Here is a 24,777-nt window from a genome sequence, read left to right on the forward strand (position 1 = left end):
GCCTTCTCTGTTTCGTGTAGTAGTAGCGTTACAGCAGTTGCTTCAGCTCCAGCGTCACGGTTTTTTCAGCACCGTCTTGGAGGATGACGAGCTCGACAGTTTTGCCATCGGTCTTTAAGGTTTCTTTGACTTCTGCCATATCCACTTCGCTCATCGACATGCCGTTTAGTTTGACTAGTTCATCGTCTTGCTGGATGCCAGCGGCCTCTGCTGGGCTGTTTTCGAATACTTGGTGGATGAGTACTTTTTGCTTGTCTGGGGATAGTTGCACATCTAGTCCGCTACAGTTGATACGGAAGGGTTTGTCGTAGTTGCCATTTTTCTCGATGTAGATCATTTTGGCAGGCATGTCAAATTCTAGATTGTAGCGCATGAGGATTTCATTTCCGATGATACCAGCGATTTTCTTGTCAGCTTGTACACCAGTGGTTGCTTCGCTGATCCCTACGGGGATGTTATCAAATTTTTCTCCTCCGAACGAGAAAGATTGTACCCGTCCTTCATAGTGTTTGGTCTCCTTGTTCGAGATGCTTTTGACCATATAGGAGTAGTGGTCGCCCGTCTTGTGTGCTACGTCATATTGCAGGGCATAAGGAGAGTTGAAATCCATGGTCGTACCAGCTCCTGTCATCACGAAAAAGCTACCTGGGTGTGTTTCGCCATTGTTTAAAATCACGTTTCCTTCTACAGTAGGGATGCCAGCATGTAGTTTGAAGGGGATGGCTTTGCCGACTTTAGGGTGTTCACCGTGGTTGTACACTTCGAATATTTTGTTCTCATAGTCGATTCGTACCGCGTGGTGCATCATTAGGTCGTATCCTATAATCCCATCAAAATCTCTCCCTAGACTGATCTCCAGATGATCTAAGTCCGTGGCGTATACTTTGATGTTTTTCTCTAACAAGAAATCACCGATGGCTAGCGTGTTGTGCTTGATCAATGAACCTCTAACAGTACCATTGTTGATGGTGGCATCATGCTTTTCCAAACCGAGGGCCTCTGCGACATCTTGGTCAATGACCGTCAGTCCATCGCCAGAGTCAAAGATGAAATCCAAGGGTTCAGAACCATCTACATTGAGCTGAATGATGATGTGATCTCCAAATAGCTCGAAAGGGATACTCTTGACAGGCGTCTGGCCGACCGCCAAAAAAGAAGTGCATACAAAGGCTAAAATGACTAATAATCTCATAGCTATGATTAGTTTAATTTGAGGGCATAATTTAGGAAGTCTTTTGACGAAAAAAAACTTTTAGCTGCTCCTTGCAGAGAAAACGCATTTAAACCAGAACTCCTGATAGTCTGCCATACGTGAGGGATACCCCGATCAAGTCGGGGCATGACGGTAGTGGTGTAGTCGGGGTATGACGGGGGTGGTGAAGTCGGGGTATGAAGGTGGTGGTGAAGTCGTGGTATGACGGGGGGTGAAGTCGGGGTATGAAGATGGTGGTGAAGATGGGGTATGAGAAGTTAACACACATAGAGCCCTGACTGGATTCTTAAATGCGCTTGTACTTACAAATCTAATCAAGGAACTATTTCGTAGGTAGTATAGGTTATTGCACTACAAAATGAAAACAGCATGAAATATATAAGCATTATCTCCCTAGTCCTGATCACTGCCTGTGCGACACAGGGCCAAAGCAAGAAGGATAAATCTAGCGGTAGCTATACCATCAATAAAACTGATGCAGAGTGGAAGTCTGAATTGAGTGATTTGGAGTATTATATTCTTAGAGAGAAAGGAACCGAACGTCCTGGTACAGGAAAATATGATGACCATGACGAAATTGGTCTCTATGTCTGTGCAGCCTGTGGCAATCCGTTATTTAACTCCGATACTAAGTTTGACGCACACTGTGGATGGCCGAGTTACTTCCAGTATGCTACTGACAGTAGTGTTGTAGAGTTGCAAGACAATTCGCACGGCATGCGACGGACTGAAATACAATGTGCGCGATGTGGTGGACACCTAGGGCACGTCTTCAATGATGGACCTCCTCCTACAGGCTTGCGTTATTGCATTAACTCCGTGTCTTTGGATTTTATAAAAGAGGAGTAGCTTAAGACGCTGTGTTTTTCATTCTATGTACAGCGTATCGGCCACTCGTGTGACGATGATCTGGAGGATACGCTTGTTGTATTCGGTATAATGCAGGTGGTAGCCTGTTAGCTCCTCTATTGTCATCATGGCGATGACGACCCCCAGCAGTTGATTTTTGATCTTTGGACGCTTTTGGAGCCAGATGCCGGCGAGATTTCTGTATTCGGATTTGTTTTTGGCTTGGAGTACGCCGAGTTCAAAGGTCTTTTCTTTTTGGACCAGTGCGATGACTAGTTCGTGCTGTAGTTTGATGATGGGGCGAATGATGCCGTTTTGGAATCGCTCGACCTCTCCACTGCGCCCAGTGGTAGCTTGTGGTAGTTCGGGACGTAGGTCTACTATATCTTGATCTGGACGTGTCATGGCTAGAAACAAAAAACGAGGATCAATATTGATCCTCGTTTTTTGTTGTTTTTATCGTTATCAAACCTCTTCGTAATCGACGTAATCGCCTCCTTTGAAATCTGATTTGTTTGCTGCTTTAGTTCCCTTTTTAGGGACAAAATCAATATGTACATTGCCATCCTGTGGCTGTCTCTGCTGATGCTGCTGTGCAGACTGTTGCCTGTTTTGATTGACCATGTTGCCCAAGAACATCCTCATAAAGAAGCCGCCCAGCTTGAACACAATCCAAAAGAACAGAATAAATAATACTAAAAACTTCAACATAGACTTATATGTACTTATCGACTCAAATAAAGGTTGCGTTCACTGTATAGTTTTAGGAAGTAATCGTCCATCAAATCGTCAATGAAGTAGATCGCTTCACCGGTAGACTTCATTTCTGGTCCGAGTTCCTTGTTTACGTTCGGGAACTTGTTGAACGAGAATACGGGTTCTTTGATCGCATATCCTTTTTTCTTCGGATTGAATTTAAAGTCAGTGACTTTAGCTCCCAGCATTACTTTTGTCGCATAGTTCACATACGGCTCATCATAAGCCTTGCATATAAACGGTACTGTACGTGATGCTCTTGGGTTAGCCTCGATGATGTAGACCTGATCATCTTTGATCGCGAACTGGATGTTGATCAAACCAACCGTATTGAGGGCCAAAGCGATTTTTTTGGTGTAGTCCTCGATCTTTCTAATGACTAGGTCTCCCAAGTTGTACGGAGGCAAGACAGCAAACGAATCCCCTGAGTGGATCCCTGCTGGTTCGATGTGTTGCATGATCCCGATGATGTAGACGTTCTCTCCATCGCAGATGGCATCTGCTTCGGCTTCTTGTGCATTCTCTAGGAAGTGATCGAGCAGTACTCTGTTGCCTGGTATCGTTCTAAATATCTCTACTACGTGCTCTTCGAGCTCTTCCTCGTTGATCACGATCTTCATACCCTGACCGCCTAGTACATAGGATGGTCTCACGAGCATAGGGAAGCCAATAGTTTTGGATAACTCGAGTGCTTCGTCAGCATTCTCGATTACACCGAACTCTGGGTAAGGGATGTCGTTTTCTTTTAGTAGATCAGAGAATGAACCTCTATCCTCTGCCAAATCAAGTGCTTCGTAGCTTGTGCCTATGATTTTGATACCATACTTGGATAGTTTCTCTGCTAGTTTGAGTGCTGTCTGTCCACCGAGTTGTACGATGACCCCTTCTGGTTTTTCTAGCAAGATGATCTCGTAGATATGCTCCCAGAATACGGGTTCAAAGTAAAGCTTGTCTGCGATATCAAAATCAGTAGAAACCGTCTCAGGGTTACAGTTGATCATGATCGTTTCGTATCCAGACTCTTTCGCTGCGAGGATACCGTGTACACAGGAGTAGTCAAATTCGATTCCCTGACCGATGCGGTTAGGACCTGAACCTAGTACGATGATTTTCTTTTTATCCGATGGGATCGACTCGTTTTCTTCTTCGAATGTAGAGTAGAAGTACGGTGTTTGCGCTTCGAACTCTGCCGCACAAGTATCTACCATCTTGTAGGTACGCTTGATACCCATCTCTTGTCGCTTGGCGAAGACCTCACTTTCGAGACTGCCCATTAAATGACCGAGCTGTCTGTCGGCATAGCCTTTTTTCTTGGCCGTCATCATGAGCTTCTTAGGGATGTCAGCTAGCGTATGCTTTTCGATTTCGTTTTCTAGCGCGATCATCTCCTCGATCTGGTATAGAAACCATGGATCGATTTTGGTGAGGTTTCTTACCGTCTTGTACGGGATGCCCAATTTGAAAGCATCATAGATATGAAACAGTCTGTTCCAGCTAGGGTTCTTTAGGCTATCGAGTAGCTGATCATGGCTTTTGAGCTCACGGCCATCTGCGCCAAGCCCATTTCTTTTGATCTCTAGTGACTGACAGGCTTTTTGTAGGGCTTCTTGGAAGTTGCGACCGATACCCATCGCTTCTCCTACTGATTTCATCTGTAGGCCTAGGTGTCTATCAGCTCCCTTGAACTTGTCGAAGTTCCAGCGTGGTACTTTGACGATTACATAATCAATCGATGGTTCGAAGAACGCAGAAGTATTTTTAGTGATCTGGTTGTTGAGCTCGTCTAGGTTGTAACCGATAGCGAGTTTAGCAGCGATCTTGGCGACTGGATATCCAGTGGCTTTAGATGCCAGTGCAGAAGATCGAGAGACCCTTGGGTTGATCTCGATCCCGATGATTTCTTTGTTGTCTGGGCTGACAGAGAACTGTACGTTACATCCCCCTGCGAACTGACCGATAGAGTTGATCATTTCTATGGCATGGTTTCGCATTCTTTGGTAGACTGTATCAGGTAGAGTCATCGCAGGTGCTACTGTGATAGAATCACCAGTATGTACCCCCATAGGGTCGAAGTTTTCGATCGAACAGATGACGATGAAGTTGCCTATGCTGTCGCGCATGATTTCCAACTCGTACTCTTTCCATCCTAGGATACTCTGCTCGATGAGTACCTCATGAATAGGAGAGGCGTGTAATCCATCGTTTAGTGCTTTGTCGAAATCCTCAGGTGTTTCTACAAATCCACCTCCTGCACCACCTAGCGTGTATGAAGAACGGATGATCAATGGGAAACCTATTTCTTGTGCAATCTCTTTTCCCTCTAGGAATGAAGTCGCTGTACGTCCTTTACAGACACTTACGCCGATTTCCTCCATTTTGAGTCTGAATTTCTCTCTGTCCTCGGTCGTTTCGATCGCATCGAAGTTAGATCCAATTACTCGCACGTTGTATTTGTCCCAGATGCCTGCTTTGTCACAGTCCATGGCTAGGTTGAGTGCGGTCTGACCTCCCATGGTAGGGAGTACAGCGTCTATATCATGTTTTTCTAGGATTTCCCTGATCGATGCTTTGGTGAGAGGCTTGAGATAGACATTGTCAGCGGTTACCTTGTCGGTCATAATGGTCGCTGGGTTCGAGTTGATCAGCGTCACTTCGATTCCTTCTTCCCTTAGTGACCTAGCAGCCTGTGATCCTGAATAATCAAACTCACATGCTTGACCGATGACGATGGGTCCACTTCCTATTATTAAAACCGATTTGATACTTTTATCCTTTGGCATTTTGCGACGACTTTTGTTTTTTTAAGGGGTATAAAATTCTGCAAATCTAGGTTCAAATGCGCGTAATAAAAAGGATATACAGAGGGGATATGGTTTTTTTCGAACAAACTCTGAATTACCTTACGGCATAATAAATACTACAAAAACACACGTAAAATGACAGCTAATTTTAATCAATCGGCAATTGCAACCTTTGTGCTCTTTTTTGTGCTCGTTTTGTCATCATGCGAATCAGGTAAGGAAAAGAAGCAAAGTCTAGTCGGTAATTGGGACGTTCAGTGGGTAACCTACCCAGACAATGAAGCTCCTATGGACCCTAGCATTAACCTCACCATGAATGGAAAAATGGACATTAAGCCTGATGGGAAAATCACGATTAGTGCGTTTGGTTATGAGAACTGTATCTTTGGCAAGGATACTTTGGTTCATAGTCTAGAGTGGGAGATGCTCGGTGACACACTCAATGTCAAGAACAAAGGAGATGAGTTCGGGATGCCTTACAAAATCCTAGAAGCGAGTGATAGTAAGGTCAAACTACAGCTCGTCGAGGATGTCTATCTTTTCCTAACCAAGTGATTTGGGTAATAGATAGTGTTCCTTAGCAATTAATCCTAAATTAGATATTCATACCAAAACGTAAAAACTGATGAAAAAGCTCCTAATTATTTTGGGGTCTATCGTAGCGCTCGTCGTTGCACTTCTTATTTTGATCCCGATTATTTTCAAAGATGACATACAAAAGGCGGTCGATGATGCGATAGCCAAAAATATCAATGCGACGGTCTACTATGATAGAGGAGGTTTTTCGCTCTCTTTGATTAAAAGCTTCCCCAATTTTAGTTTGGCGATAGATGATTTCGGTATCGTGGGTAAAGCACCTTTCGAAGAGGATACGCTTTTGTCGGTCGCTTCTTTTGGATTTGAAATTGACCTGATGTCTGTCATCAATGGAGGGCAGATCAAAGTCAATTCCATCCTGCTGGATCAGCCAGAGATCACGGTGCTGGTTTTGGAGAACGGCAAAGCAAACTATGACATAGCCGTGGCGAGCGAAGAAGTAGCCGAGGAAGATACGACTGCTAGTACTGCGGCATTCTCTGTTGCGATCAAAAGCTGGGAGATCCGGAATGCCAACCTTATCTACTATGATGAGTCGATGAAGTTCTATACGACGATTTTGGGCTTGAACCACAGCGGAACGGGTGACTTTACGCAAGATATATTTGACCTCACCACTCAGACAACGGTCGATGGTTTGACTGTCAACATGGATGGAGTCGAGTATCTGAGCAACAAAACGCTGACCGCTGACCTCACACTCAATATGGACTTGCCCCATGCCAAGTACACATTCAAAGAGAACAAGATTGCGCTCAATGATTTCGGGATAGGTTTTGACGGGTATGTTGCCATGCCTACCGAGGATATCGACATGGATTTGAATTTTTCGGGATCCGATATTTCTATCAAGAGTATTTTATCTCTGATTCCAGGCGTATATCAGGAATACCTTGCTGGCGTAGAGACGAGTGGTAGCATTTCGTTTTCGGGGACGGCCAAAGGTACCTACAACGAAAACCGCCTACCTGATGTGACGGCTAAACTGGATGTAGACAATGGGAAAATCAAATATGCAGAGTATCCAATTCCTATCGAGAAACTGACCATACGTACCGCACTCAATGTCCCAGGCGAGAATATGGACAACATGACCTTTAACATGCCGACCTTCTCGATGCTCCTAGATGGTGAGACTGTCTCTGCTAATTTGGCCTTTAGCAATCTACAGAACTATACGTGGGACTTTGGACTACATGGCAATCTCGACCTAGAGAAGCTGCTAAAAGTCGTCCCTGTAGAGGGAATGAATCTCAAAGGACTCATGACAGCTGACCTGAGTACCTCGGGTAATATGAAACTCATAGAGGAGGAGCGCTATGCGGAAATACCCGCCGCGGGTTCACTGTCACTGACGGGTTTTGAGGTGGTTAGCGAAGACCTGCCTCAGGGCTTTAGCATCAAAAAGACGAGCATGACATTCACCCCAAAACAAGTTGCCTTGAAAGAGTTCGATGCGATGCTGGGCAAGAGCGATATACAGCTCGACGGTGTGGTGTCTAATTTCATAGGTTTTGCTCTGTCGGAGAACGAAACACTAGTTGGGAAGCTCAACCTACGCTCCAAATCGTTTGATCTGGATGAGTGGATGACGGAGGAAACAGCAGAAGTCGATACGACTGCTGCTCCTTTAGAGGTGATTCGTGTTCCGACCAACATTGATTTTGCGTTTATGTCCGCGATCAATACCATACACTACGACGGTATGGAGATCAAAGATTTGGACGGATTGATTACAGTCAAAGAAGGAATCGCTCGTCTCAACAACATAGACTTTAATCTCCTCGATGGAGCGTTTGTGATGAATGGCACCTATAATTCTGTAGTCGAAGAACCTGCGTTTGATTTCGGGTTTGACATCAGCGACCTTTCTATCCCGAAGGCATACGAGACGTTCAATACTGTCCAGAAATTAGCACCTGTAGCGAAGAATGTCACAGGAGATTTTTCTGCACTACTGCAACTCTCAGGTAACCTCGGAGCGGATATGATGCCCATCTATGAGCATCTATATGGCACAGGCGTGATACAAATCGATGATGCTGCGCTCAAAGGAGACAAGCTGATGAAAACCATCTCCGCGGTATCTAAGTTCAGTGGCGAAGAGGTGACGGTGAAGGATGTCAAACTCCAAGTAGAGATCAAAGAAGGGCGTATCTATGTTGATCCATTCGATGTGTCGATGAAAGGGCAGAAAGCCACCATCTATGGCTCGAATGGCATAGATGGCTCTCTGGATTATAAAATCAGTACAGTCGTAAAGACGGGAAAAGTAGGCAGTGCGGTCAATGCTGCGTTGGCCACCTACACTGGTGGTGCGAAAGTTATCGATGAGACCATGCTGGTCAAATTAAAAGTATCCGGCACCTATGAGGATCCGAAGGTAGGAATCGCCAGTGCTGAATCTGCGGGAGGACAATCACCCGCTGCATCTGTCAAGGCTGCCGCTAAAGCAGAAATCGATAAGCAGCTCAAAGCTGCCGAGGACAAAGCTAAGGCCGAGCTAGACAAACAGAAAAAAGCGGCAGAGGCTAAGGCCAAAGCAGAGTTAGCGAAGAAACAGGCAGAACTAGAAAAGGAGGCTGAGGAGCAAGCTAAAAAAGCAGCAGAGGAGGCCAAGAAAAAAGCCAAAGATGCCCTGAAAAAAATGTTCTAAACCTATGCCCATGATCAAAAAGCAATTGACGGCCTTAGTGAATCTCGCTAAGAGTGATGATAACATCGATGAGCGCGAACGCTCTTTGATCTTCAAAATAGGTAGCGCTCATGGTCTCTCTGACGAGTCCATTCAAGAGATAGTAGACCACCCCGGTGAACTTACCGGGGTGGCTAATTTGGACCCTGACGAGAAGTTCGAATTCCTCTATAGCATCATCCAACTCATGAAGGTAGATGACGAGATCTTCAACGAGGAGGTTGAATACTGCAACATGATCGCTGACAAACTGGGCTATAGCTATGGTGCTGTGATGGAGATGTATCCCTTGGTGCACAAGAATCTCGTGATCAAAAGCGAAAAGTTGTCGCTTAAGAAAAAATTAAACGCCTTTTTAAAATAGATTTTCTTCTATACATCATTTCGTCGTTAGTTTGCATTAGACTGTAGTAGACTACTATGCGACGAATCATTTTATTATCGATACTTTTTATGACCCAGTCGGGTATGGCTATCTGCCAAGACATCTTGGTAAGAGGTGCTGTGATGGACAGTGAGACAGCGGATGTACTCCGGGATGTTCAGGTTTATACGCACATCCACTCGGGTACGTATAGCGATATCGATGGCAACTTCGTGGTAAAAGTGCTGTCAGGGGATACACTACACTTTTCCTTGCTGGGCTACAAGGAGCAGCAGTATGTGGTGACCGACTCGATTCGCTATCAAAACATCATGATCAGCATGAAGAAAACTACCATCGTGTTAGAGGATGTGCAGGTCAGTAGTATGTATCAGGCGAATACCATCATCCGAAACCCTCGTCTCGAATCAGTGCATGTTAATGGAGTCTATGCAGCCCCCAAAACGGAAGCGGACGATTATAGATTAGGGGCAATGGGTGCAGTCGCTAGTCCTGCCACGGCGGTCTACCGTATGGTGAGCAAGCAGTACAAACAAGAGAAACGTGTCTACAATGAATCGCTGGCTCGTGAGGCGGAGGGTGAAACCTTTGATGTGGCGAAAGAAAAAATGGAGGAGATCTTAGAGATCATGGGACAGCGACTAGATGAATATTACTACATCGATTTTATTCACTATGCAGGGATGGACTTACAGTCCTTTGCGAGGAGGGAAGTCTACGAGCTTGTACAGATCTTACCTAAAAACCTAGACGGCTACTATGATTACCTAGATGAGAAACTCAAAGAAGAAGAGCGAATCAAATCAGGTGCGAAGCAAAACCCTACCTTTCATTAATTTTAGTTTCATCATGTATGGCCTTGTGGATTTGACGCTTCGTACACGGTAGTTTTTAGGCTTTCTTACTTTTTTTAGGGATGAAACATGGAAGAGAGTATAGTCTGATCCTTTCTAAGAAATCACTTTAACCCTTAAGACTGCCTCCTGCTTGCGCAAGGATGACGGTCTGCTTGCGCAACCTCAAGCCCATGCTTGCACAACCGTTTTATGTTTCAAAAGTCCACCCTCTACGGTCTTGCTTTATGGTTATATGGTTTTGTGAACTCGTATCAAGGATAGCACAAAGTCATGGCATTTTTAATTTACCTCTTTAGGCACAAAAAAAACCTGACGGAGACCGCCAGGTTTTTAGTTATTCTCCTTTTGGGAGAGAAATTCTTATTATGGCTGAACCAATACTTCGATTTCTAAATAAGCATCATTATCATATCCATTGCCACTTTGACCTTTGTAAATCTCAGTTACTTTGATTGCGCCTATTTTTGACCCACCTTCTTTGCCAGCATCAGTACTGAAAAGGATGATTTGTCCTTCAGTTAGATCTTCTACTGTACCAATCTCATCAGAGGTATTGTCAGCATATGCAGTAGCTAGTGCAGCAGAAGTAGATAGTGCCATGTATTCTTCAGAAGACAAAGTCGTTTCTTTGAACATTGTAGCATTTAAAGTTCCCCAACCTTGACCATCTGCTGACAAGTCATAAACTGAAGAAGGGTATGTCGCTGGTGATCCTAAATTAGCTTCACTGAAGTAATAGTATCCAAAATCAACATCTGCAGAGCTAGCAGTACTAGCAACGACTTCACCAGAACTAATAGTTTCTCCTAAGTTAGTAGAGAAAAATGTATGAGAGTCTCTTGTCTGAGTAGGCGCATACAATAGTTTTTCTGTATATGAGATTGCTGGGATAGATGTGATATCTAGATCTATAGAAACGGATGCAGTTGCATTTTGATCATCTACGGCAGTCACTGTGAAAGTCAAAGTTTGACCTGCGTAAGCTTCAGGAATTGTAACCAAAATGTTATCAGATGTAAAGCTAGTTTCTGTAGCACCTGGTTCTTTAGAGGCAGTGTATGCTGTTGTCACGTCTGCACCGTCAGCATCTTCGATAGTTGCAGTAGTCGTGTTGAAAACGCCTGGAGCATCTACTGTATAGCTGAATGTAACTTCTTCGCCAGCGGTGATCTCAGTAACTGAAGACGAAGGGCTAGTGATCGTAATGACTGGTGCATCGAATGTTTCTTCATCATCGGTGCTACATGCCACGGCAAATACCAATAAGCTTAGGCACATTAATCTTGTTAGGTTCTTAATAATTTTCATAGACTTAGATTTTAATTGTTTGAAATTGTGTTAAATATTTACTTCCACTGACATGACAAAAGTCATACCTAAAAACGATAAGGTTGATAAAAAAACATTGTATTTCGATCAACACGGTTTATTTCTCTATGGGATCGTTTTAATCGGGGGGAATTAAACGGTCGAGTTAGGTTACTAAAGATGTCACTAGCAATAGATTGAATGACCTTTGTTTAGTTTCATGTTTGTAAGAGTTGGTTATAAATTAAAGTTAGTCATTTGATAGAATATATCATACGACTATAGTTAAGTGTCAATTTTATTTTGAGGCCAAGATGCCACATTTGGGGATTAGTTACGTCAAACTATTTCCCCAAGTTACTATAGAAACCTGCGTTCGATTTTAATAAAAGTTAAAATCGTTTATGAAATGCATCAATTGTACTTTGTCTTCAAGCCAGACAGTGTAATTTTCAAAAACCTTGAATTAAGAAGATGATTTATATCCTTTATTAATCGAACTCAGGTTAGTAAGGCTTTTGTAGCGAAAATATTTTACGGCTAGTGTTCTATTGTTCGGTAGGATATTCGTACCCGTATAGTTTGGTGATTTTCTTTTTCGAGAGTTTTTCTACTTCCATGGTGACGTATAGATCTTCTATGGGTTTGTCTCCTCTGGCTGTTTTTACAGCAGCTACTTGGTCGATGATCTCTAGTCCTTCTACCACCCGGCCAAACACGGTGTATTCATTGTCTAGGTGTGGAGAGCCACCTACAGTAGTATAGGTTTCCTTTTGTTGGGCAGTGAGTGTGATTGGCTCGAAGCTGCCCTCTATTTCCGTCATCACGATTGCTATCAGCGAATCAAATGCTTCGGGGTTGTTCTCTTGTCTATAGGCTTGTAGTTTTTCGAGCTGTGGTTTGTTTTCAGATTTGGTGATGTATTCGTTGAAGAGTTGGTTTTTGGTTCCCATATTCATTTGCTCTTCGTACTGATCGATCTCTTCTGCCGTATAGGTTTTGCCCTGTACGATGTAGAATTGACACCAGCTAGAAGCCTTTTTGGGATTGATATTGTCGCCTTGTCTTGCTGCGGCTAGTGCTCCTTTTTCATGGATATAGCCTTTGCTGAGTTCGGCTGGGATGGTTTTTTTATTTCTTGTCCCTTCTTTCGCATCTATGTCACCTGCCTGGATCATAAAATCCTGGATCACTCGGTGAAAGGTCGTGCTGTCATAGTCACCAGACTCGGCGAGCTCGATGAAGTTGGCTTTGTGTAGCGGCGTCTCATCATACAGGAGGACTTTCATATCCCCAAATGAAGTGTGTATGGTGACGATGTAGTCTTTTCGGTCTTTGGCACATGAGACCAAGATGACCATTGATAGTACGAGTAGCGAGAGTTGTTTTTTCATCTGTTTAATCTTCTGCTTGTTGTTTTCTGATTTCTGCTAAAATTTCTTTTCCTCCATGATCGAGGACGTATTGCGCGAGTTTTTTTCCTGTCTCAGGTCCTTCGTTTGGTGATGAAGTATAGGTCTGTGAGACTTGTTCGCGACCATCTAGGCTGATGATGCCACCTGTGAGGGTGAGTTGGCCATTTTCTAATCTGGCACGTCCGTAGACGGGGATGCTACAGCCGCCATTCATGATCTGTAGGTAACTGCGTTCGGCGAGGAGGCATTGTTCCGTTTCGGGGTGATTGGTGGCTTTTCGGATCAAGGCTTTCTTTTCGTCTGAGATACCACGGTAGACTTCTATGGTGACACTGCCTTGTCCTACGGCAGGCACGAACTCGTTTTCGTCAAAGTGATGTACCATCATATCGTCAAATCCCATGCGGTGTGCGCCGGCATAGGCGAGCCACAGTGCATCGCAGACACCACTTTTCATTTTTTTGATTCGTGTTTGTAGGTTGCCACGAACGGCTACCGTATTCACATGAGGAAAATGCTTGTTGAGGAAGGCAATGCGGCGAGTGGATGAAGTCCCTAGTACTAAGTCTGGTTGATTAAAATCAATGGTCTTGTGGCTGATGAGCACGTCGTGTGCTTGCTCTCGTTCGCTAAACGCAATGAGCTCAAAGCCTTCAGGTAATGTGGAGGGCATGTCTTTGGCACTATGTACGGCGATATCGATAGCGCCGGATTTTAACTGCTCTTCGATCTCCTCAGTGAATACACCTTTGCTGCCGATCTTGGAGATGGTTACGTCTAGTCGCTTGTCTCCAGTGGTTTCGATCGTGATGATTTCACTCTCTACGCCTTCTTTGGCGAGCTGGTCTTGTACGAAGTAGGCTTGCCAGAGAGCAAGTTTGCTGCCGCGCGTTCCTATTTTTATTTTCATTTGGCTGTCATGATGCGACCTATCGTTAGGGAGAGGTCCATGAATAATATTTTGACGTTGGCATTGCGCTCTAGATGGTAGGCGGCTTGGTTCAGTTCCTTGCTGATGCGCTCTAGTTTATCCGTGCTTAGCGCCTTGCCAAAGTTGGTCACGAATCCTTGCTCGTCGGTGTTGAGTTTTAGTTTTTCATCAGGCATATAGACAGAGACGAGTGAGTGACGAATCATATTGACTGCATACTGCAGGTACATCTTCTGTGCAGTTTTGTTCATTTTGAAGAAGATGTCATTGGCACCTGATATTGCCGTATAGTCTTTGGTCCAGCACTGGCGCATCCAGTCTCTAAACATGACATGGGAGTCTTCTTCTGCACTGACGATATTTTCTACAGCGGCTTTTATACTGCCTTCGGCGAGTGCAGCGATTTTCTTGGCGTTGCCTTCCTCTAGCCCTTTGGTGTTGACCAAGTAGCGGGTGATCTCTTCATGAGAAAAGCTGGGTACTTTGAATAACTGACATCTAGACAGGATGGTTGTGAGTAGTTTCTCATAATCATTTGTGACTAGGAGAAACAAGGTCTTCTCTGGCGGTTCTTCGAGGATTTTGAGGATACCATTGGCAGCAGAGACGTGCATGTTCTCGGGCAGCCAGATGATGAGTATCTTGTACTCCGCTTCGAAGGATTTGAGAGAGAGCGATTTGATGATATTTCTACTTTCCTCTTTGGAGATATTGGCATTTTTGTTCTCCGCACCGTAGTGACCGCTCCAGTCTTCTAGTGAGCCATATTTGTTGTTGGTGAGATAGTTGCGCCATTCTTTGAGATAGCTAGAGCTCACTACATTTTTACCCGTTACACTTTTGGTAGAGCTGACGGGATAGACGAACTGTAGGTCGGGATGAACCAGTTTATCGATTTTGGTGCAGTTGCTACAGACTCCACAGGAGTCTGTCTCTGATTTGTCTTTGCAGTTGATGTAGGCTGAGTATGCTAGAGCCAAGGCCAGATTACCTGAACCCTGCTGTCCATAAAACAATTGCGCATGTGCGACATGGTTGTTTTGGATCGCTTGGATCAGTTGGTCTTTGGTGTCTTGCAGTCCAGGTATATCGGCGAATCTCATGAAGCTTTGCTGTTCGTATTGTAGATATGTAGGAGCATGTCTTTGTCTTTGGTATTAAATTTTTTCCCCTTTCTTTCCATCACGATGGAGGCAGTCTCCATGGCCTTGTCAAAGTCATAGGTGATCATTGCTCTGTCGCCTCCCCAGGAGAATGAAGGGATTCTTTTCCTTGGAAATCCTGCTCCGAAGATATTGGCACACACGCCTACAGTTGTGCCTGTATTGAACATTGTGTTGATGGCTGCTTTGGAGTGATCCCCCATCACCAATCCACAAAATTGAAGCTCCGTATCGATGTAGTTGCCAGTGAGTTCGTCCCACATCTCTACGTGAGTGTAGTTGTTTTTGAGATTGGAGTTGTTGGTGTCTGCGCCAAGGTTGCACCACTCACCGAGGACGGAGTTGCCCAGGAACCCGTCGTGTGCTTTGTTGGAGTTGCCGTAGATGATGGAGTTGGAGAGCTCTCCGCCGATTTTGCAACCAGGCCCTACAGTGCTGCCTTCTCGGATTTTGGCGTTCATATTGATGCGCGCGCCTTCGCCTAGCGAAAACGGTCCACGGATCGTGGCACCTTCTTGAATCTCTGCTCCTTTGGCGAGATAAATGGGGCCATTTTCGGCATTGAGTATGGCTGCTTTGATTTTTACACCTTCTTCTAGGAATATGTTTTCTTCACCATAGACGATGGTGTGTGGATCAGCTATTGGTGCTGAGATTTTTCCTTCGGTGAGCAAATCAAAATCCTGTTGGATTTCGTGGGCATTGTTGAGAAATAGACTCCATGTACGATCGATGTAGATCAGTTCGCCTTCATAGGCTGTTTTGGGTAGTGCTAGCAGCAGCGCTGCTTCGTCTCGTGTCGCAAAACTTCCCTTCGTAGCGATCCAGAGGTCGTCTTGGTAGAGGGCTTGATTTTCTTCTAGGTTGGTGATGCGGTCTATCAGCGTAGCATTGGGGCAGACGGCACTGTTGATGGCGAGATCGAAGTGATCCCTTTTGGAAGGGAAAAGTGTAGATAGGCTGTCATCTGTCAGAAACGAAACCTCTTGGTTGAGCCTTTTTTCCCACTTTTCACGAATAGTGAGGATGCCGATACGGAGGTCCGCGATGGGTCGGGTGAAGGTAAGAGGAAGGAGTTTCGATCGGTGAATATCCAGATCGACGAGTGCTATATTCATAGGGGTAAAAATAAAAAAGTCTCCAAGAACTAAATCTTGAAGACCCCGATATTTTGAATGCAAAAAGGGATTATTTCTTTTTGTATCTTTTGTTGAATTTCTCAACTCTACCAGCAGTATCCACGAATAGTTTCTTGCCTGTGTAGAATGGGTGTGAAGCAGAGCTAACTTCTATTTTAACTACTGGGTATTCTTTACCATCTTCCCACTCGATTGTTTCGCTTGAGTTCATAGTAGACTTAGTCATAAACTTGAAGTCACTAGATGTGTCAAAGAAGATCACATCTCTGTACTCTGGATGAATGTCTTTTTTCATTTTATTATAGTTTTAATTGCGCTCATGGTTTTTGCCATGAATTTGATTTTTCGTTTTTCCAGTTCCTTTCTAAGAAAAGGATGGCAAAATTATGCATAGAGCATTGAAAAACAAACATGTTTTCTCAAATACTTTTCTGTCTATCAGGCTTTTATTGATCATAAGCCTAAGTGGTTGACTTAGAAACGACTCCATGTAGAATAGGTCATTTGGTTTGGATCTTGTCATGACAGGAATTAATCCCTATCATTGTTTCTTAAATTTTTGGTCTATGATGAGAAGTGTTTTGTTGCTAGGGATCGTGGTGGGTATGTGGAGTACAGTCTTGGGACAAAGTGTCTATGCGCCGTTGAATCAGGATTATTACCACTTGATAGATCGTGAAGAGGTGCTCAACAAGACCGTCAGTCCTAGTCTCCATACGAGCTACAAGCCCTATCGCCGGGTAGATATCGTCACGCATATCGATAGCCTGTCGACCAATGAAAACAACCAACATTACTTACTCAATGATAACTGGGAGTTTGTGAGTGAGGGGGAGGTTTATGCTGCGAGCAAAAAACCTTTTTTAAAATGGTTTTATAGAACCAAACCAGACTTTTTGCATGTTAATCAAGAGTCCTTCCAGTTGAAGGTTAGCCCAGTACTGTACCTCGGGCTGGGGATCGATGACAATGCTGGTGCGAGACCTTTCACTAACACACGGGGGGTGGAACTACGCGGGAGCATTGATGATAAGGTGGGTTTCTACTCATACGTGGGCGAGAATCAGGCCTTGTTTCCGCAGTATGTGCAGGACTATACGAGTACCTACGGAGTGGTGCCCAACGAGGCTTTTTGGAAGAAGTTTGGAGAGGATGGAGCGGTCGATTTTTTCACAGCAAGAGGATATTTTACCTTTCAGGCGACCAAGCACATCGGGATACAATTCGGTCATGACAAGAATTTTATTGGCAATGGGTATCGATCGATGTTGTTGTCGGACTTTAGTGCGCCGAGTACTTTCCTAAAAATACAGACCAAAGTATGGAGATTGCAGTACACCAATTTATTTACAGAACTAGTGGCTGATGCACCATATACGACTTTTGGTTCTAATGGGACAGAGGTGTTTCCGAAGAAGTTTATGACAGCCCATCATTTGAGTTTCAATGTAACGGACAATTTTAATGTGGGAGTCTTCGAAGCGATCATTTTTCATCGTGGAGACAGTACGAGCTCCGCGTTTGAGTGGAACTACCTGAACCCAATTATTTTTTATCGCTCGATCGAGCAATTTACAGGGAGTCCAGACAATGCACTTTTTGGGTTGGACTTCAAATGGAACATTGTCAAAAGTGTACAGCTTTATGGTCAGGGTCTCCTAGACGAACTGGTGGTGAGTGAGCTAAAAGCAGGCAATGGGTGGTGGGGCAATAAATACTCGCTTCAGCTTGGGGGGAAATACTACAATGTATTGGGTGTGAAAAATCTGGATCTACAGGCGGAGTATAATCTCTCAAGGCCATTTACCTATTCGCACGAATCGATATTTACCAACTATGCGCATTATCGTCAGCCGCTAGCCCACCCGTTAGGAGCGAATTTCAAGGAGCTGGTTTTGATCGCACGCTATCAGCCTATCAAATATCTATTTTTGACTGCCAAGGCGATAGCTTCGGACTATGGTACAGACCCGATTGGGCAAGATTTCGGAGGGGACGTGCTCAAGGACTACAATGAGCGTTCTGGTGATTATAACTATGATATAGGAGGTGGGGTTGGTAATCAAGTACTCTATATAGATCTCCTGGCTAGCTACATGTTGCGCCACAATTTGTTCATCGATTTGCGTCATATTTATCGAAATCAAGATAGTGACGATATGTCTTTGGATCAAACAACCCATTTCACCTCGATAGCCATTCGACTAAACATAGCAGCGAGAGACCATAGTTTCTAATTGCAGGGCGATAGTGTGTTGTTTTAACCCTCCTTCGTGTTCTGCTACGGTAGACGAGTTTCCGACCTTTTCAGTGCAGAGTCGCTTGGTGAACTTATTTTTTTGATCAAAAAAGCCACGAGGAAATCCCCGTGGCTCAATGTTTTTGTTTTGAAAAACAACCTACTTACTATCTGCAGTTTCTTTTACTACTTCGAGGAAGGGACGGCCAGAGATTTTACTTTCTAACCAGCTCATGATGTCAAAGTACAGCAAAGGCTTTGATTCGAACTTGTCTTCTCTCAGCGGCTCTAGGCTCAGCCTTAAGTTTTTCAGTTCACCTTTTAGGTCTAGAGGCATAATGTCCTCCGATCTTTTAATGAACTGCAAGATGATGTGGTGGAACTTACCTAGAATATTGCGCTGTCTGAGGTAGACGAAGGCACGCTTTCTGATTTTCTCCAGCTTTTTGTAATCACGCATTTCGTAGAGAGCGATCACATATATAATGTAAGAGAAGCTTTTTAGGTCTTCGCGCAAGTGTTCGTCATGATCCTTTAGAATTCTATCCAGATAGCTGATACACTTGTCATATTCCTGAAGACCAAAGTACAGTATCGCTGATTTATAGAAGATCACCAGCTGGTTGTTTCTATCTATGTAGTCCATGCTGTCCTCAATCTTGTGCAGGTATCTACCTAGACTATGCTCGTACTTTTTGAATTCCCCTTCCATGAAACACTTGTTCAGCGTCTGGATGGTGAGACATCTTAGGAGTAGTTGTTTGCTATTCGAGTCGATGGCTTTCATGTACAGCTTTTCAAATTCAATTAGCTCTTCATAGTACATGTTGAATCTGTCTCGGTCGTTGATTCGGAACAGTGACTGCAGCAGCCTGTTGAGTCCTCTCAGGAACTCGGCATGGCGTAGGTGTGTCAAATTGTTCTCTTTGAAAATACTGACCCATATCTCGGTGTACTTGACACAAGAATCAAAATCTTGAATCAAATAGGAGTACCAGTAGTAGGCGCGACACATATTATACTGTTCGCTAAACGAAAGGTGTGCTTTGTCGTATTCTGGCAAACTGGAGTAAAACAGCTTGTTGATTTTTTCGAGCTCATCTTCACTTCTGGCCATCCCTCCTTTGAGGAATTGTGCCTTCATGCGGAGCGCCACTGAGAAGAATGACTGGGCGACATTGATCTTGTTGAGGATGCTCTTGGTCTCTCGGTCTAGACGCAGTGTGGTCGTGGTGTCTAGGGTTAGCATTTGTTGGTTTTCTATGTTCTTTTCATAGTTAAGCAGAGCCAGTTTGAAAATATTTTTTTTGTAGTTGTTGGCCGTTAATTTGATCTTGTTGAGCAGCTTCATACTCTCATCATAAAGCCCTTTTTTGTACAATAAACGCACATAATCAAGGTTTTCACGGAGCTGAATGTCTACGTCAGATTTCAGGTGACTGATCCGTAGGACGAGTAGTACTTGTTTGTACAGGTGAGATTTGAGATTAGCCAGTTGTGCTTTGCTAATATTTGACATCTTCTTGATGATGATTTTTTCATCGTATTCATCTAATTTGTCAAGGATATCAAAGAGCGTAATGAACTTGACATCTGCCTCATCATTGATCCGGCTGACATAAAGCTTGAAACTTCGCTTTTCAGACTTGGTCAGGGACTTTATGAGGTGGAAGAGTGGCTGTGCGCTAGAAATTTTGGACATGATATTAATGGTGCTATTTTTATTGGTTTAATAAATTGAAAATCAGAAAGTTAAATGATTTTTGGGGTGTTTTGGGAATGTTATGTTATTGCTAATCTATTAAAATATTTGAAAATTAAAAATTTAGATTTGTAAACTCGAAAATGATCTGTGCTGACCGACAACTCTCAATTTAGGAGAGATCTACATCAAGGCACAGCGAAAGCAACATTTATTTATTGGATATGTCTATGAAGCAAACTATAAAAAATACAGGATTGTACTCTCCGGAGTTTGAGAGGGATTCTTGCGGGATTGGATTTATTGCTCAGATTAAAAATAAGCCTTCCCATAAGATCGTGTCAGACGGTCTGATCATGCTTGAGAAAATGGAACACCGAGGGGGTGTAGCTGCCGATGGTGAAACTGGCGATGGGGCTGGTATCATGACCCAGGTTCCTTATGCGTTTTTCGAAGCAGTAGCCAAAGAAGAGAAGATAACGCTTCCTAAAAAAGAGCAATATGGTGTGGGCGTTCTGTTCGTGCCTAAAAATCTAGAAGAAGAACAAGGTCATCTGGATATCGTCTCTCAGGCGATCGAGGAATTAGGGTTCGACAACCTATGGTTGAGAAAAGTACCCGTCAATGATAAGAAGTTAGGTAAGATTGCCAAGCAATCTGAACCGACGATTTACCACGTTTTTGTCAAAAAGGATAATCTAAAAGGACTTGATCTGAACCGATCACTGTATGTCCTCAGAAAATCGATCGAGCACAAAGTGAAAAGCGTTTACCCAGTGAGCGATTTTTATATGCCATCATTTTCGTCAACGACCATTATCTTCAAAGGAGAGTTGAGAACTTGGCAGATCCCTGAGTTCTACACGGATCTGAGAGATGATAGATACAAATCAGCCATTGCACTGGTTCACTCTAGATTCTCTACCAATACATTCCCAGAGTGGAGATTGGCACAGCCGTTTAGGTTCCTCGCGCACAATGGAGAGATCAACACGATCAAAGGTAACATCAACAAGATGTCCGCTCGTGAGGCACTATTGACCTCTACGAACTTTACCGATCAGGAGCTGGAGGTATTGTCTCCTATTTGTAATGGTAGATTCTCTGATTCGGCGAACCTAGATGCCATCCTAGAGTTGATGGTGATGGGGGGTACCAATATCCAGCACGCTATGGCGATGCTCGTGCCAGAGGCATGGCAAGAGGAGACCGTGATCAGCCCAGAGAAAAAAGCATTTTACGAATTCCACTCGACGATCTTTGAGCCATGGGATGGTCCTGCTTCACTCGTGTACACGGATGGTTATACGATAGGAGCCTCTTTGGATAGAAATGGACTGAGACCTTCGCGTATCGTATTCACCAAAGATGATAGACTCGTACTCAGTTCTGAAGTAGGAGTGGTAGATATCGCACCAGAGAACGTAGCAAAGAACGAAAGACTAGGGCCAGGAGAAATGGTCATGGTGGATCTCCAATCAGGAAAGATTTCTTACAACAAGGAAATAAAAGAGTTTTTGGCGAATGCCCAGCCGTATCAAGAATGGGTAGATAAGAACCTCGTGAGAATCAACGAGCAGGTGAAGACACAGACATTTGCACGTGAACTCAAAGAAGATGAGCTGACGCAAAAGCAAATCGCTTTCGGGTTTACCAACGAAGACGTGAAGTTCATCCTAGAGCCTATGCTGAAGGTCGGTACTGAGCCGCTCGGTTCGATGGGTAACGATACCGCGTTAGCAGTGTTTAGAGAACATAGTACGCACATCAGTCAGTACGTCAAACAGTTGTTTGCTCAGGTATCTAACCCTGCGATCGATCCGATCAGAGAGAAAGCGGTGATGTCGTTGGTTAACTACCTCGGCACTTCGTACAACGTACTAGACCATATCCCAGAGCACGCACACAAATTGAGAATAGAAAGCCCGATGCTTTCGACCGCTGAGTTTGAGTACATCAAAAATATAAACCTAGAGGGGTTCAAGTCTGTCGTCGTTGATTCGACCTACGATAGCAGCCAAAAGAACCTAAAACAAGCACTCGAAGACTTATCAGCCGAGGTAGAAGCGCAGATCAATGAGGGAGCAAGTATCGTCATCATCTCTAACAGAGCAGTTGCCGCAGACAAGGTAAGAATACCTTCTTTGCTAGCGACTGGTGCGGTGCACAATCACTTGTTAGGCACGAAGCAAAGAGCAAAAGCGAGTTTGGTCATCGAAGGAGGTGATATCATCGAGACGCATCACTTTGCCACCTTGACTGGTTTTGGAGCTACAGCGATTTATCCGTTTATGGCGATCGAGACGATGCTTAGCGAAGGAGATACTTTAGGTGAGTCAGATCCTGCCAAATTGTTTGAGCAGTACAGAAAAGCAGTAGGCTATGGATTGAGAAAAATCCTTTCCAAGATGGGTATCTCTACGATACAGTCTTATGAATCTGCACAGATTTTCGAAATCCTAGGCTTGGATATTGAGGTGTCTGATATGTGTTTCAGAGGGACTCCTTCTAGAATCTCAGGAAAGGGATTCGAGCAATTGGAAAAAGAGATTCTCGAGGATCACAACATAGCATTCAAATCAGTCAACGAATCTCCAGCACTCAGCACGGGAGGGTTGTACCAGTGGAAAAGAGATGGCGTACGTCACCTTTTCTCTCCAGAGGTCATCCATGCGCTACAGAAGTCCACGAGACTCGGCGACTATGAGCTGTTCAAGACCTATCAAAAGGAAGTGGACAACCAAGCGAAGCGCAACATCACGCTGCGTAGTATGTTCAACTTCAACTCGAAGGGAGCCATCAACATAGACGAAGTAGAGCCGATAGAGAATATTTTGCCACGATTTGCGACAGGAGCGATGTCTTTCGGGTCGATCTCTGAGGAGGCACATACGACAATCGCCAAGGCGATGAATAAGATTGGTGCAAAATCTAACAGTGGAGAAGGTGGAGAGGATGCCATTCGATACGAGCCAAACCCAGACGGTACCTTGTCTAGGTCAGCGATCAAGCAGGTCGCTTCGGGACGATTCGGTGTGACAGCCCACTACCTAGTCAACGCAGACGAAATACAAATTAAAGTTGCGCAAGGAGCGAAACCAGGAGAGGGTGGACAGCTGCCGGGCAAGAAAGTCGATGAGACCATCGGTCGTATCAGACACAGTACACCAGGTGTATCCTTGATCTCACCGCCTCCTCACCACGATATTTACTCTATCGAGGATTTGGCGCAGTTGATTTATGATTTGAAGAACACCAACCAGCAGGCAGACATCAACGTCAAGTTGGTTTCTGAATCTGGTGTAGGGACGATTGCAGCAGGTGTGGCCAAAGCAAAGGCAGACAATATCCTCATCGCTGGACACGATGGCGGTACAGGAGCATCACCGATCAGTTCGGTACACCATGCGGGCATTCCTTGGGAGATTGGTCTAGCGGAGACGCACCAGACTCTGGAAAAGAACGGCCTCAGAAAGAAAGTGAAGCTACAGACAGATGGTCAGTTGAGATCAGCACGTGATTTGGCCATTGCGGCTATCCTCGGTGCAGAGGAGTGGGGTATCTCTACTGCAGTACTCGTCGTAGAGGGCTGTATCATGATGAGAAAATGTCACTTGAACACTTGCCCAGTGGGAGTCGCGACGCAGAACCCTGCTTTGAGACAATTGTTCTCAGGTCAAGTCGATCACATTGTCAATTTCTTCCAGTTCTTGGCGCAGGGACTCAGAGAGGTGATGGCAGAGTTGGGTGTCAAATCAGTGGATGAACTGATCGGACGTACGGATTTGTTGACTTTCGATCGTTCGTTGGCAGCAGAGCATGCGGGCAACATCGATTTGGAAGCCTTGCTTCAGAATCCATTCCACTCAGCAGAAGATGGCCTGTCTTGCAAAACAGAAAACCAAGATCACGAATTGGATATCGTGATTGACAATACACTGATCAAAGATGCTGCACCAGCCTTGGACAACAAGGAGAAGGTGAAACTAGAGTATCCGATCAACAACCAAAACAGAACGACAGGTGCAATGCTATCAGGCCAATTGGCTCGTCTGCATGGACCCAACGGACTGGCAGAAGATACCATCAAGGTGAAGTTCGTCGGATCGGCAGGACAGAGTTTTGGTGCTTTCCTCGCACACGGGATTACCTTCAACCTCGAAGGGGAAGCCAATGACTATGTAGGAAAAGGTCTGTCAGGTGGACGAATCATCGTCTCACCAAATAAGAAGTCTGATCTCGTGGCAGCAGACAACATCATCGTGGGTAACGTGAACCTATACGGAGCGACCTCTGGCGAACTCTATGCCAACGGTAAGGCCGGAGAAAGATTCGCTGTGAGAAACTCAGGCGCTACAGCCATCACCGAAGGGCTCGGAGATCACGGGTGTGAGTACATGACTGGTGGTCGTGTGATCGTACTCGGTGAGACGGGCAAAAACTTCGCTGCAGGTATGAGTGGAGGGATCGCTTACATCTATGTAGACAATTTTGACTTTGCGTCAAGATGCAACATGGAGATGGTGGAGCTAGAAACGCCAAGTGCGGAGGATTTTGATTTCATCCATGAGATGATCAACAAGCACCAGAGATTTACAGACAGCAAAGTAGCCTTTGGACTACTGGACAACTGGGAATCAGCCAAAGGCAAATTTGTCAAGGTGATCCCGACAGAGTACAAAGCAGTACTAGAGAAACAAAAGTTAGCTAAAAAAGAGATCGCATAA

Annotated in this window: 18 protein-coding genes; 7 read left to right on the forward strand and 11 right to left on the reverse strand. The window is 44.5% G+C overall.

All coding sequences use genetic code 11. The annotated features are described in order from the left end of the window. Positions 1-28 precede the first annotated feature (28 nt). A complete protein-coding gene (locus tag BUB99_RS14840; protein ID WP_084190581.1) occupies positions 29-1,192 on the reverse strand; it encodes an aspartyl protease family protein in 1,164 nt (387 codons plus the stop codon). Positions 1,193-1,582: 390 nt separating this feature from the next. Between BUB99_RS14840 and msrB the strand changes: the two genes are divergently transcribed. Continuing rightward, on the forward strand, positions 1,583-2,062 hold the full coding sequence (gene msrB / locus BUB99_RS14845) for a peptide-methionine (R)-S-oxide reductase MsrB (protein ID WP_073123673.1): 480 nt from the start codon (positions 1,583-1,585) through the stop codon (positions 2,060-2,062). Between the two features lie 18 nt (positions 2,063-2,080). Here the strand turns inward: msrB and BUB99_RS14850 are convergent, their stop codons facing one another. The 3 genes from BUB99_RS14850 to carB are packed head-to-tail and all read right to left on the reverse strand — an operon-like array spanning position 2,081 to position 5,598. Further along, complete coding sequence (locus tag BUB99_RS14850; protein ID WP_084190582.1) at positions 2,081-2,467, reverse strand: hypothetical protein; 387 nt, start codon at positions 2,465-2,467, stop codon at positions 2,081-2,083. A 60-nt stretch (positions 2,468-2,527) separates the two neighbouring features. Then, positions 2,528-2,773: a hypothetical protein gene (locus tag BUB99_RS14855; protein ID WP_073123675.1), complete on the reverse strand. Its 246-nt coding sequence runs from the start codon at positions 2,771-2,773 to the stop codon at positions 2,528-2,530. Between the two features lie 14 nt (positions 2,774-2,787). Then, complete coding sequence (gene carB, locus BUB99_RS14860; protein ID WP_073123677.1) at positions 2,788-5,598, reverse strand: carbamoyl-phosphate synthase large subunit; 2,811 nt, start codon at positions 5,596-5,598, stop codon at positions 2,788-2,790. 156 nt (positions 5,599-5,754) lie between these two features. Here carB and BUB99_RS14865 point away from each other — a divergent pair, with 156 nt between their 5' ends. From BUB99_RS14865 to BUB99_RS14880, 4 genes are all read left to right on the forward strand, one after another. Continuing rightward, positions 5,755-6,174, forward strand: a complete 420-nt coding sequence (locus tag BUB99_RS14865; RefSeq protein ID WP_073123679.1) for a hypothetical protein — start codon at positions 5,755-5,757, stop codon at positions 6,172-6,174. Between the two features lie 70 nt (positions 6,175-6,244). After that, positions 6,245-8,872, forward strand: coding sequence for an AsmA family protein (locus tag BUB99_RS14870; protein WP_073123681.1), 2,628 nt, complete (start codon positions 6,245-6,247; stop codon positions 8,870-8,872). A 10-nt stretch (positions 8,873-8,882) separates the two neighbouring features. Then, positions 8,883-9,275, forward strand: a complete 393-nt coding sequence (locus tag BUB99_RS14875; RefSeq protein WP_139281034.1) for a tellurite resistance TerB family protein — start codon at positions 8,883-8,885, stop codon at positions 9,273-9,275. A gap of 104 nt (positions 9,276-9,379) precedes the next feature. Beyond that, on the forward strand, positions 9,380-10,132 hold the full coding sequence (locus BUB99_RS14880) for a carboxypeptidase-like regulatory domain-containing protein (protein ID WP_170863816.1): 753 nt from the start codon (positions 9,380-9,382) through the stop codon (positions 10,130-10,132). 384 nt (positions 10,133-10,516) lie between these two features. Here the strand turns inward: BUB99_RS14880 and BUB99_RS14885 are convergent, their stop codons facing one another. The 6 genes from BUB99_RS14885 to BUB99_RS14910 form a co-directional block, all read right to left on the reverse strand. After that, positions 10,517-11,461 (reverse strand): hypothetical protein, encoded by a 945-nt coding sequence (locus BUB99_RS14885; protein ID WP_139281035.1) that lies wholly within the window; start codon positions 11,459-11,461, stop codon positions 10,517-10,519. Between the two features lie 548 nt (positions 11,462-12,009). After that, positions 12,010-12,855 carry a peptidylprolyl isomerase gene (locus BUB99_RS14890; protein WP_073123689.1) on the reverse strand — a complete coding sequence of 282 codons (846 nt, stop codon included), beginning with the start codon at positions 12,853-12,855 and terminating at the stop codon, positions 12,010-12,012. Positions 12,856-12,859: 4 nt separating this feature from the next. Continuing rightward, a complete protein-coding gene (gene hemC, locus BUB99_RS14895) occupies positions 12,860-13,786 on the reverse strand; it encodes a hydroxymethylbilane synthase (RefSeq protein WP_073123691.1) in 927 nt (308 codons plus the stop codon). Next, positions 13,783-14,910, reverse strand: a complete 1,128-nt coding sequence (locus tag BUB99_RS14900) for a DNA polymerase III subunit (protein ID WP_073123694.1) — start codon at positions 14,908-14,910, stop codon at positions 13,783-13,785. The genes hemC and BUB99_RS14900 overlap by 4 nt, the downstream gene beginning before the upstream one ends. After that, positions 14,907-16,088 (reverse strand): GlmU family protein, encoded by a 1,182-nt coding sequence (locus BUB99_RS14905; protein WP_073123696.1) that lies wholly within the window; start codon positions 16,086-16,088, stop codon positions 14,907-14,909. The genes BUB99_RS14900 and BUB99_RS14905 overlap by 4 nt, the downstream gene beginning before the upstream one ends. A 70-nt stretch (positions 16,089-16,158) precedes the next feature. Beyond that, on the reverse strand, positions 16,159-16,404 hold the full coding sequence (locus BUB99_RS14910) for a type B 50S ribosomal protein L31 (protein WP_073123698.1): 246 nt from the start codon (positions 16,402-16,404) through the stop codon (positions 16,159-16,161). Positions 16,405-16,675: 271 nt separating this feature from the next. Here BUB99_RS14910 and BUB99_RS14915 point away from each other — a divergent pair, with 271 nt between their 5' ends. Next, on the forward strand, positions 16,676-18,346 hold the full coding sequence (locus tag BUB99_RS14915; protein ID WP_245816847.1) for a capsule assembly Wzi family protein: 1,671 nt from the start codon (positions 16,676-16,678) through the stop codon (positions 18,344-18,346). 162 nt (positions 18,347-18,508) lie between these two features. Here BUB99_RS14915 and BUB99_RS14920 read toward each other — a convergent pair whose 3' ends face one another. Next, complete coding sequence (locus BUB99_RS14920; RefSeq protein ID WP_073123700.1) at positions 18,509-20,050, reverse strand: hypothetical protein; 1,542 nt, start codon at positions 20,048-20,050, stop codon at positions 18,509-18,511. 230 nt (positions 20,051-20,280) lie between these two features. On the opposite strand from BUB99_RS14920, the gene gltB reads away from it, so the two are divergent. Beyond that, positions 20,281-24,777 (forward strand): glutamate synthase large subunit, encoded by a 4,497-nt coding sequence (gltB, locus tag BUB99_RS14925; RefSeq protein ID WP_073123702.1) that lies wholly within the window; start codon positions 20,281-20,283, stop codon positions 24,775-24,777.

Origin of the sequence: Reichenbachiella agariperforans, from assembly GCF_900142205.1 — a bacterium.
GTDB lineage: Bacteria > Bacteroidota > Bacteroidia > Cytophagales > Cyclobacteriaceae > Reichenbachiella > Reichenbachiella agariperforans.

Coding starts and splice junctions, on each gene's coding strand:
- BUB99_RS14840 (WP_084190581.1), bottom strand. CDS start 1,192: ATGAGATTATTAGTCATTTTAGCCTTTGTATGCACTTCTTTTTTGGCG.
- msrB (WP_073123673.1), top strand. CDS start 1,583: ATGAAATATATAAGCATTATCTCCCTAGTCCTGATCACTGCCTGTGCG.
- BUB99_RS14850 (WP_084190582.1), bottom strand. CDS start 2,467: ATGACACGTCCAGATCAAGATATAGTAGACCTACGTCCCGAACTACCA.
- BUB99_RS14855 (WP_073123675.1), bottom strand. CDS start 2,773: ATGTTGAAGTTTTTAGTATTATTTATTCTGTTCTTTTGGATTGTGTTC.
- carB (WP_073123677.1), bottom strand. CDS start 5,598: ATGCCAAAGGATAAAAGTATCAAATCGGTTTTAATAATAGGAAGTGGA.
- BUB99_RS14865 (WP_073123679.1), top strand. CDS start 5,755: ATGACAGCTAATTTTAATCAATCGGCAATTGCAACCTTTGTGCTCTTT.
- BUB99_RS14870 (WP_073123681.1), top strand. CDS start 6,245: ATGAAAAAGCTCCTAATTATTTTGGGGTCTATCGTAGCGCTCGTCGTT.
- BUB99_RS14875 (WP_139281034.1), top strand. CDS start 8,883: ATGATCAAAAAGCAATTGACGGCCTTAGTGAATCTCGCTAAGAGTGAT.
- BUB99_RS14880 (WP_170863816.1), top strand. CDS start 9,380: ATGGCTATCTGCCAAGACATCTTGGTAAGAGGTGCTGTGATGGACAGT.
- BUB99_RS14885 (WP_139281035.1), bottom strand. CDS start 11,461: ATGAAAATTATTAAGAACCTAACAAGATTAATGTGCCTAAGCTTATTG.
- BUB99_RS14890 (WP_073123689.1), bottom strand. CDS start 12,855: ATGAAAAAACAACTCTCGCTACTCGTACTATCAATGGTCATCTTGGTC.
- hemC (WP_073123691.1), bottom strand. CDS start 13,786: ATGAAAATAAAAATAGGAACGCGCGGCAGCAAACTTGCTCTCTGGCAA.
- BUB99_RS14900 (WP_073123694.1), bottom strand. CDS start 14,910: ATGAGATTCGCCGATATACCTGGACTGCAAGACACCAAAGACCAACTG.
- BUB99_RS14905 (WP_073123696.1), bottom strand. CDS start 16,088: ATGAATATAGCACTCGTCGATCTGGATATTCACCGATCGAAACTCCTT.
- BUB99_RS14910 (WP_073123698.1), bottom strand. CDS start 16,404: ATGAAAAAAGACATTCATCCAGAGTACAGAGATGTGATCTTCTTTGAC.
- BUB99_RS14915 (WP_245816847.1), top strand. CDS start 16,676: ATGATGAGAAGTGTTTTGTTGCTAGGGATCGTGGTGGGTATGTGGAGT.
- BUB99_RS14920 (WP_073123700.1), bottom strand. CDS start 20,050: ATGTCCAAAATTTCTAGCGCACAGCCACTCTTCCACCTCATAAAGTCC.
- gltB (WP_073123702.1), top strand. CDS start 20,281: ATGAAGCAAACTATAAAAAATACAGGATTGTACTCTCCGGAGTTTGAG.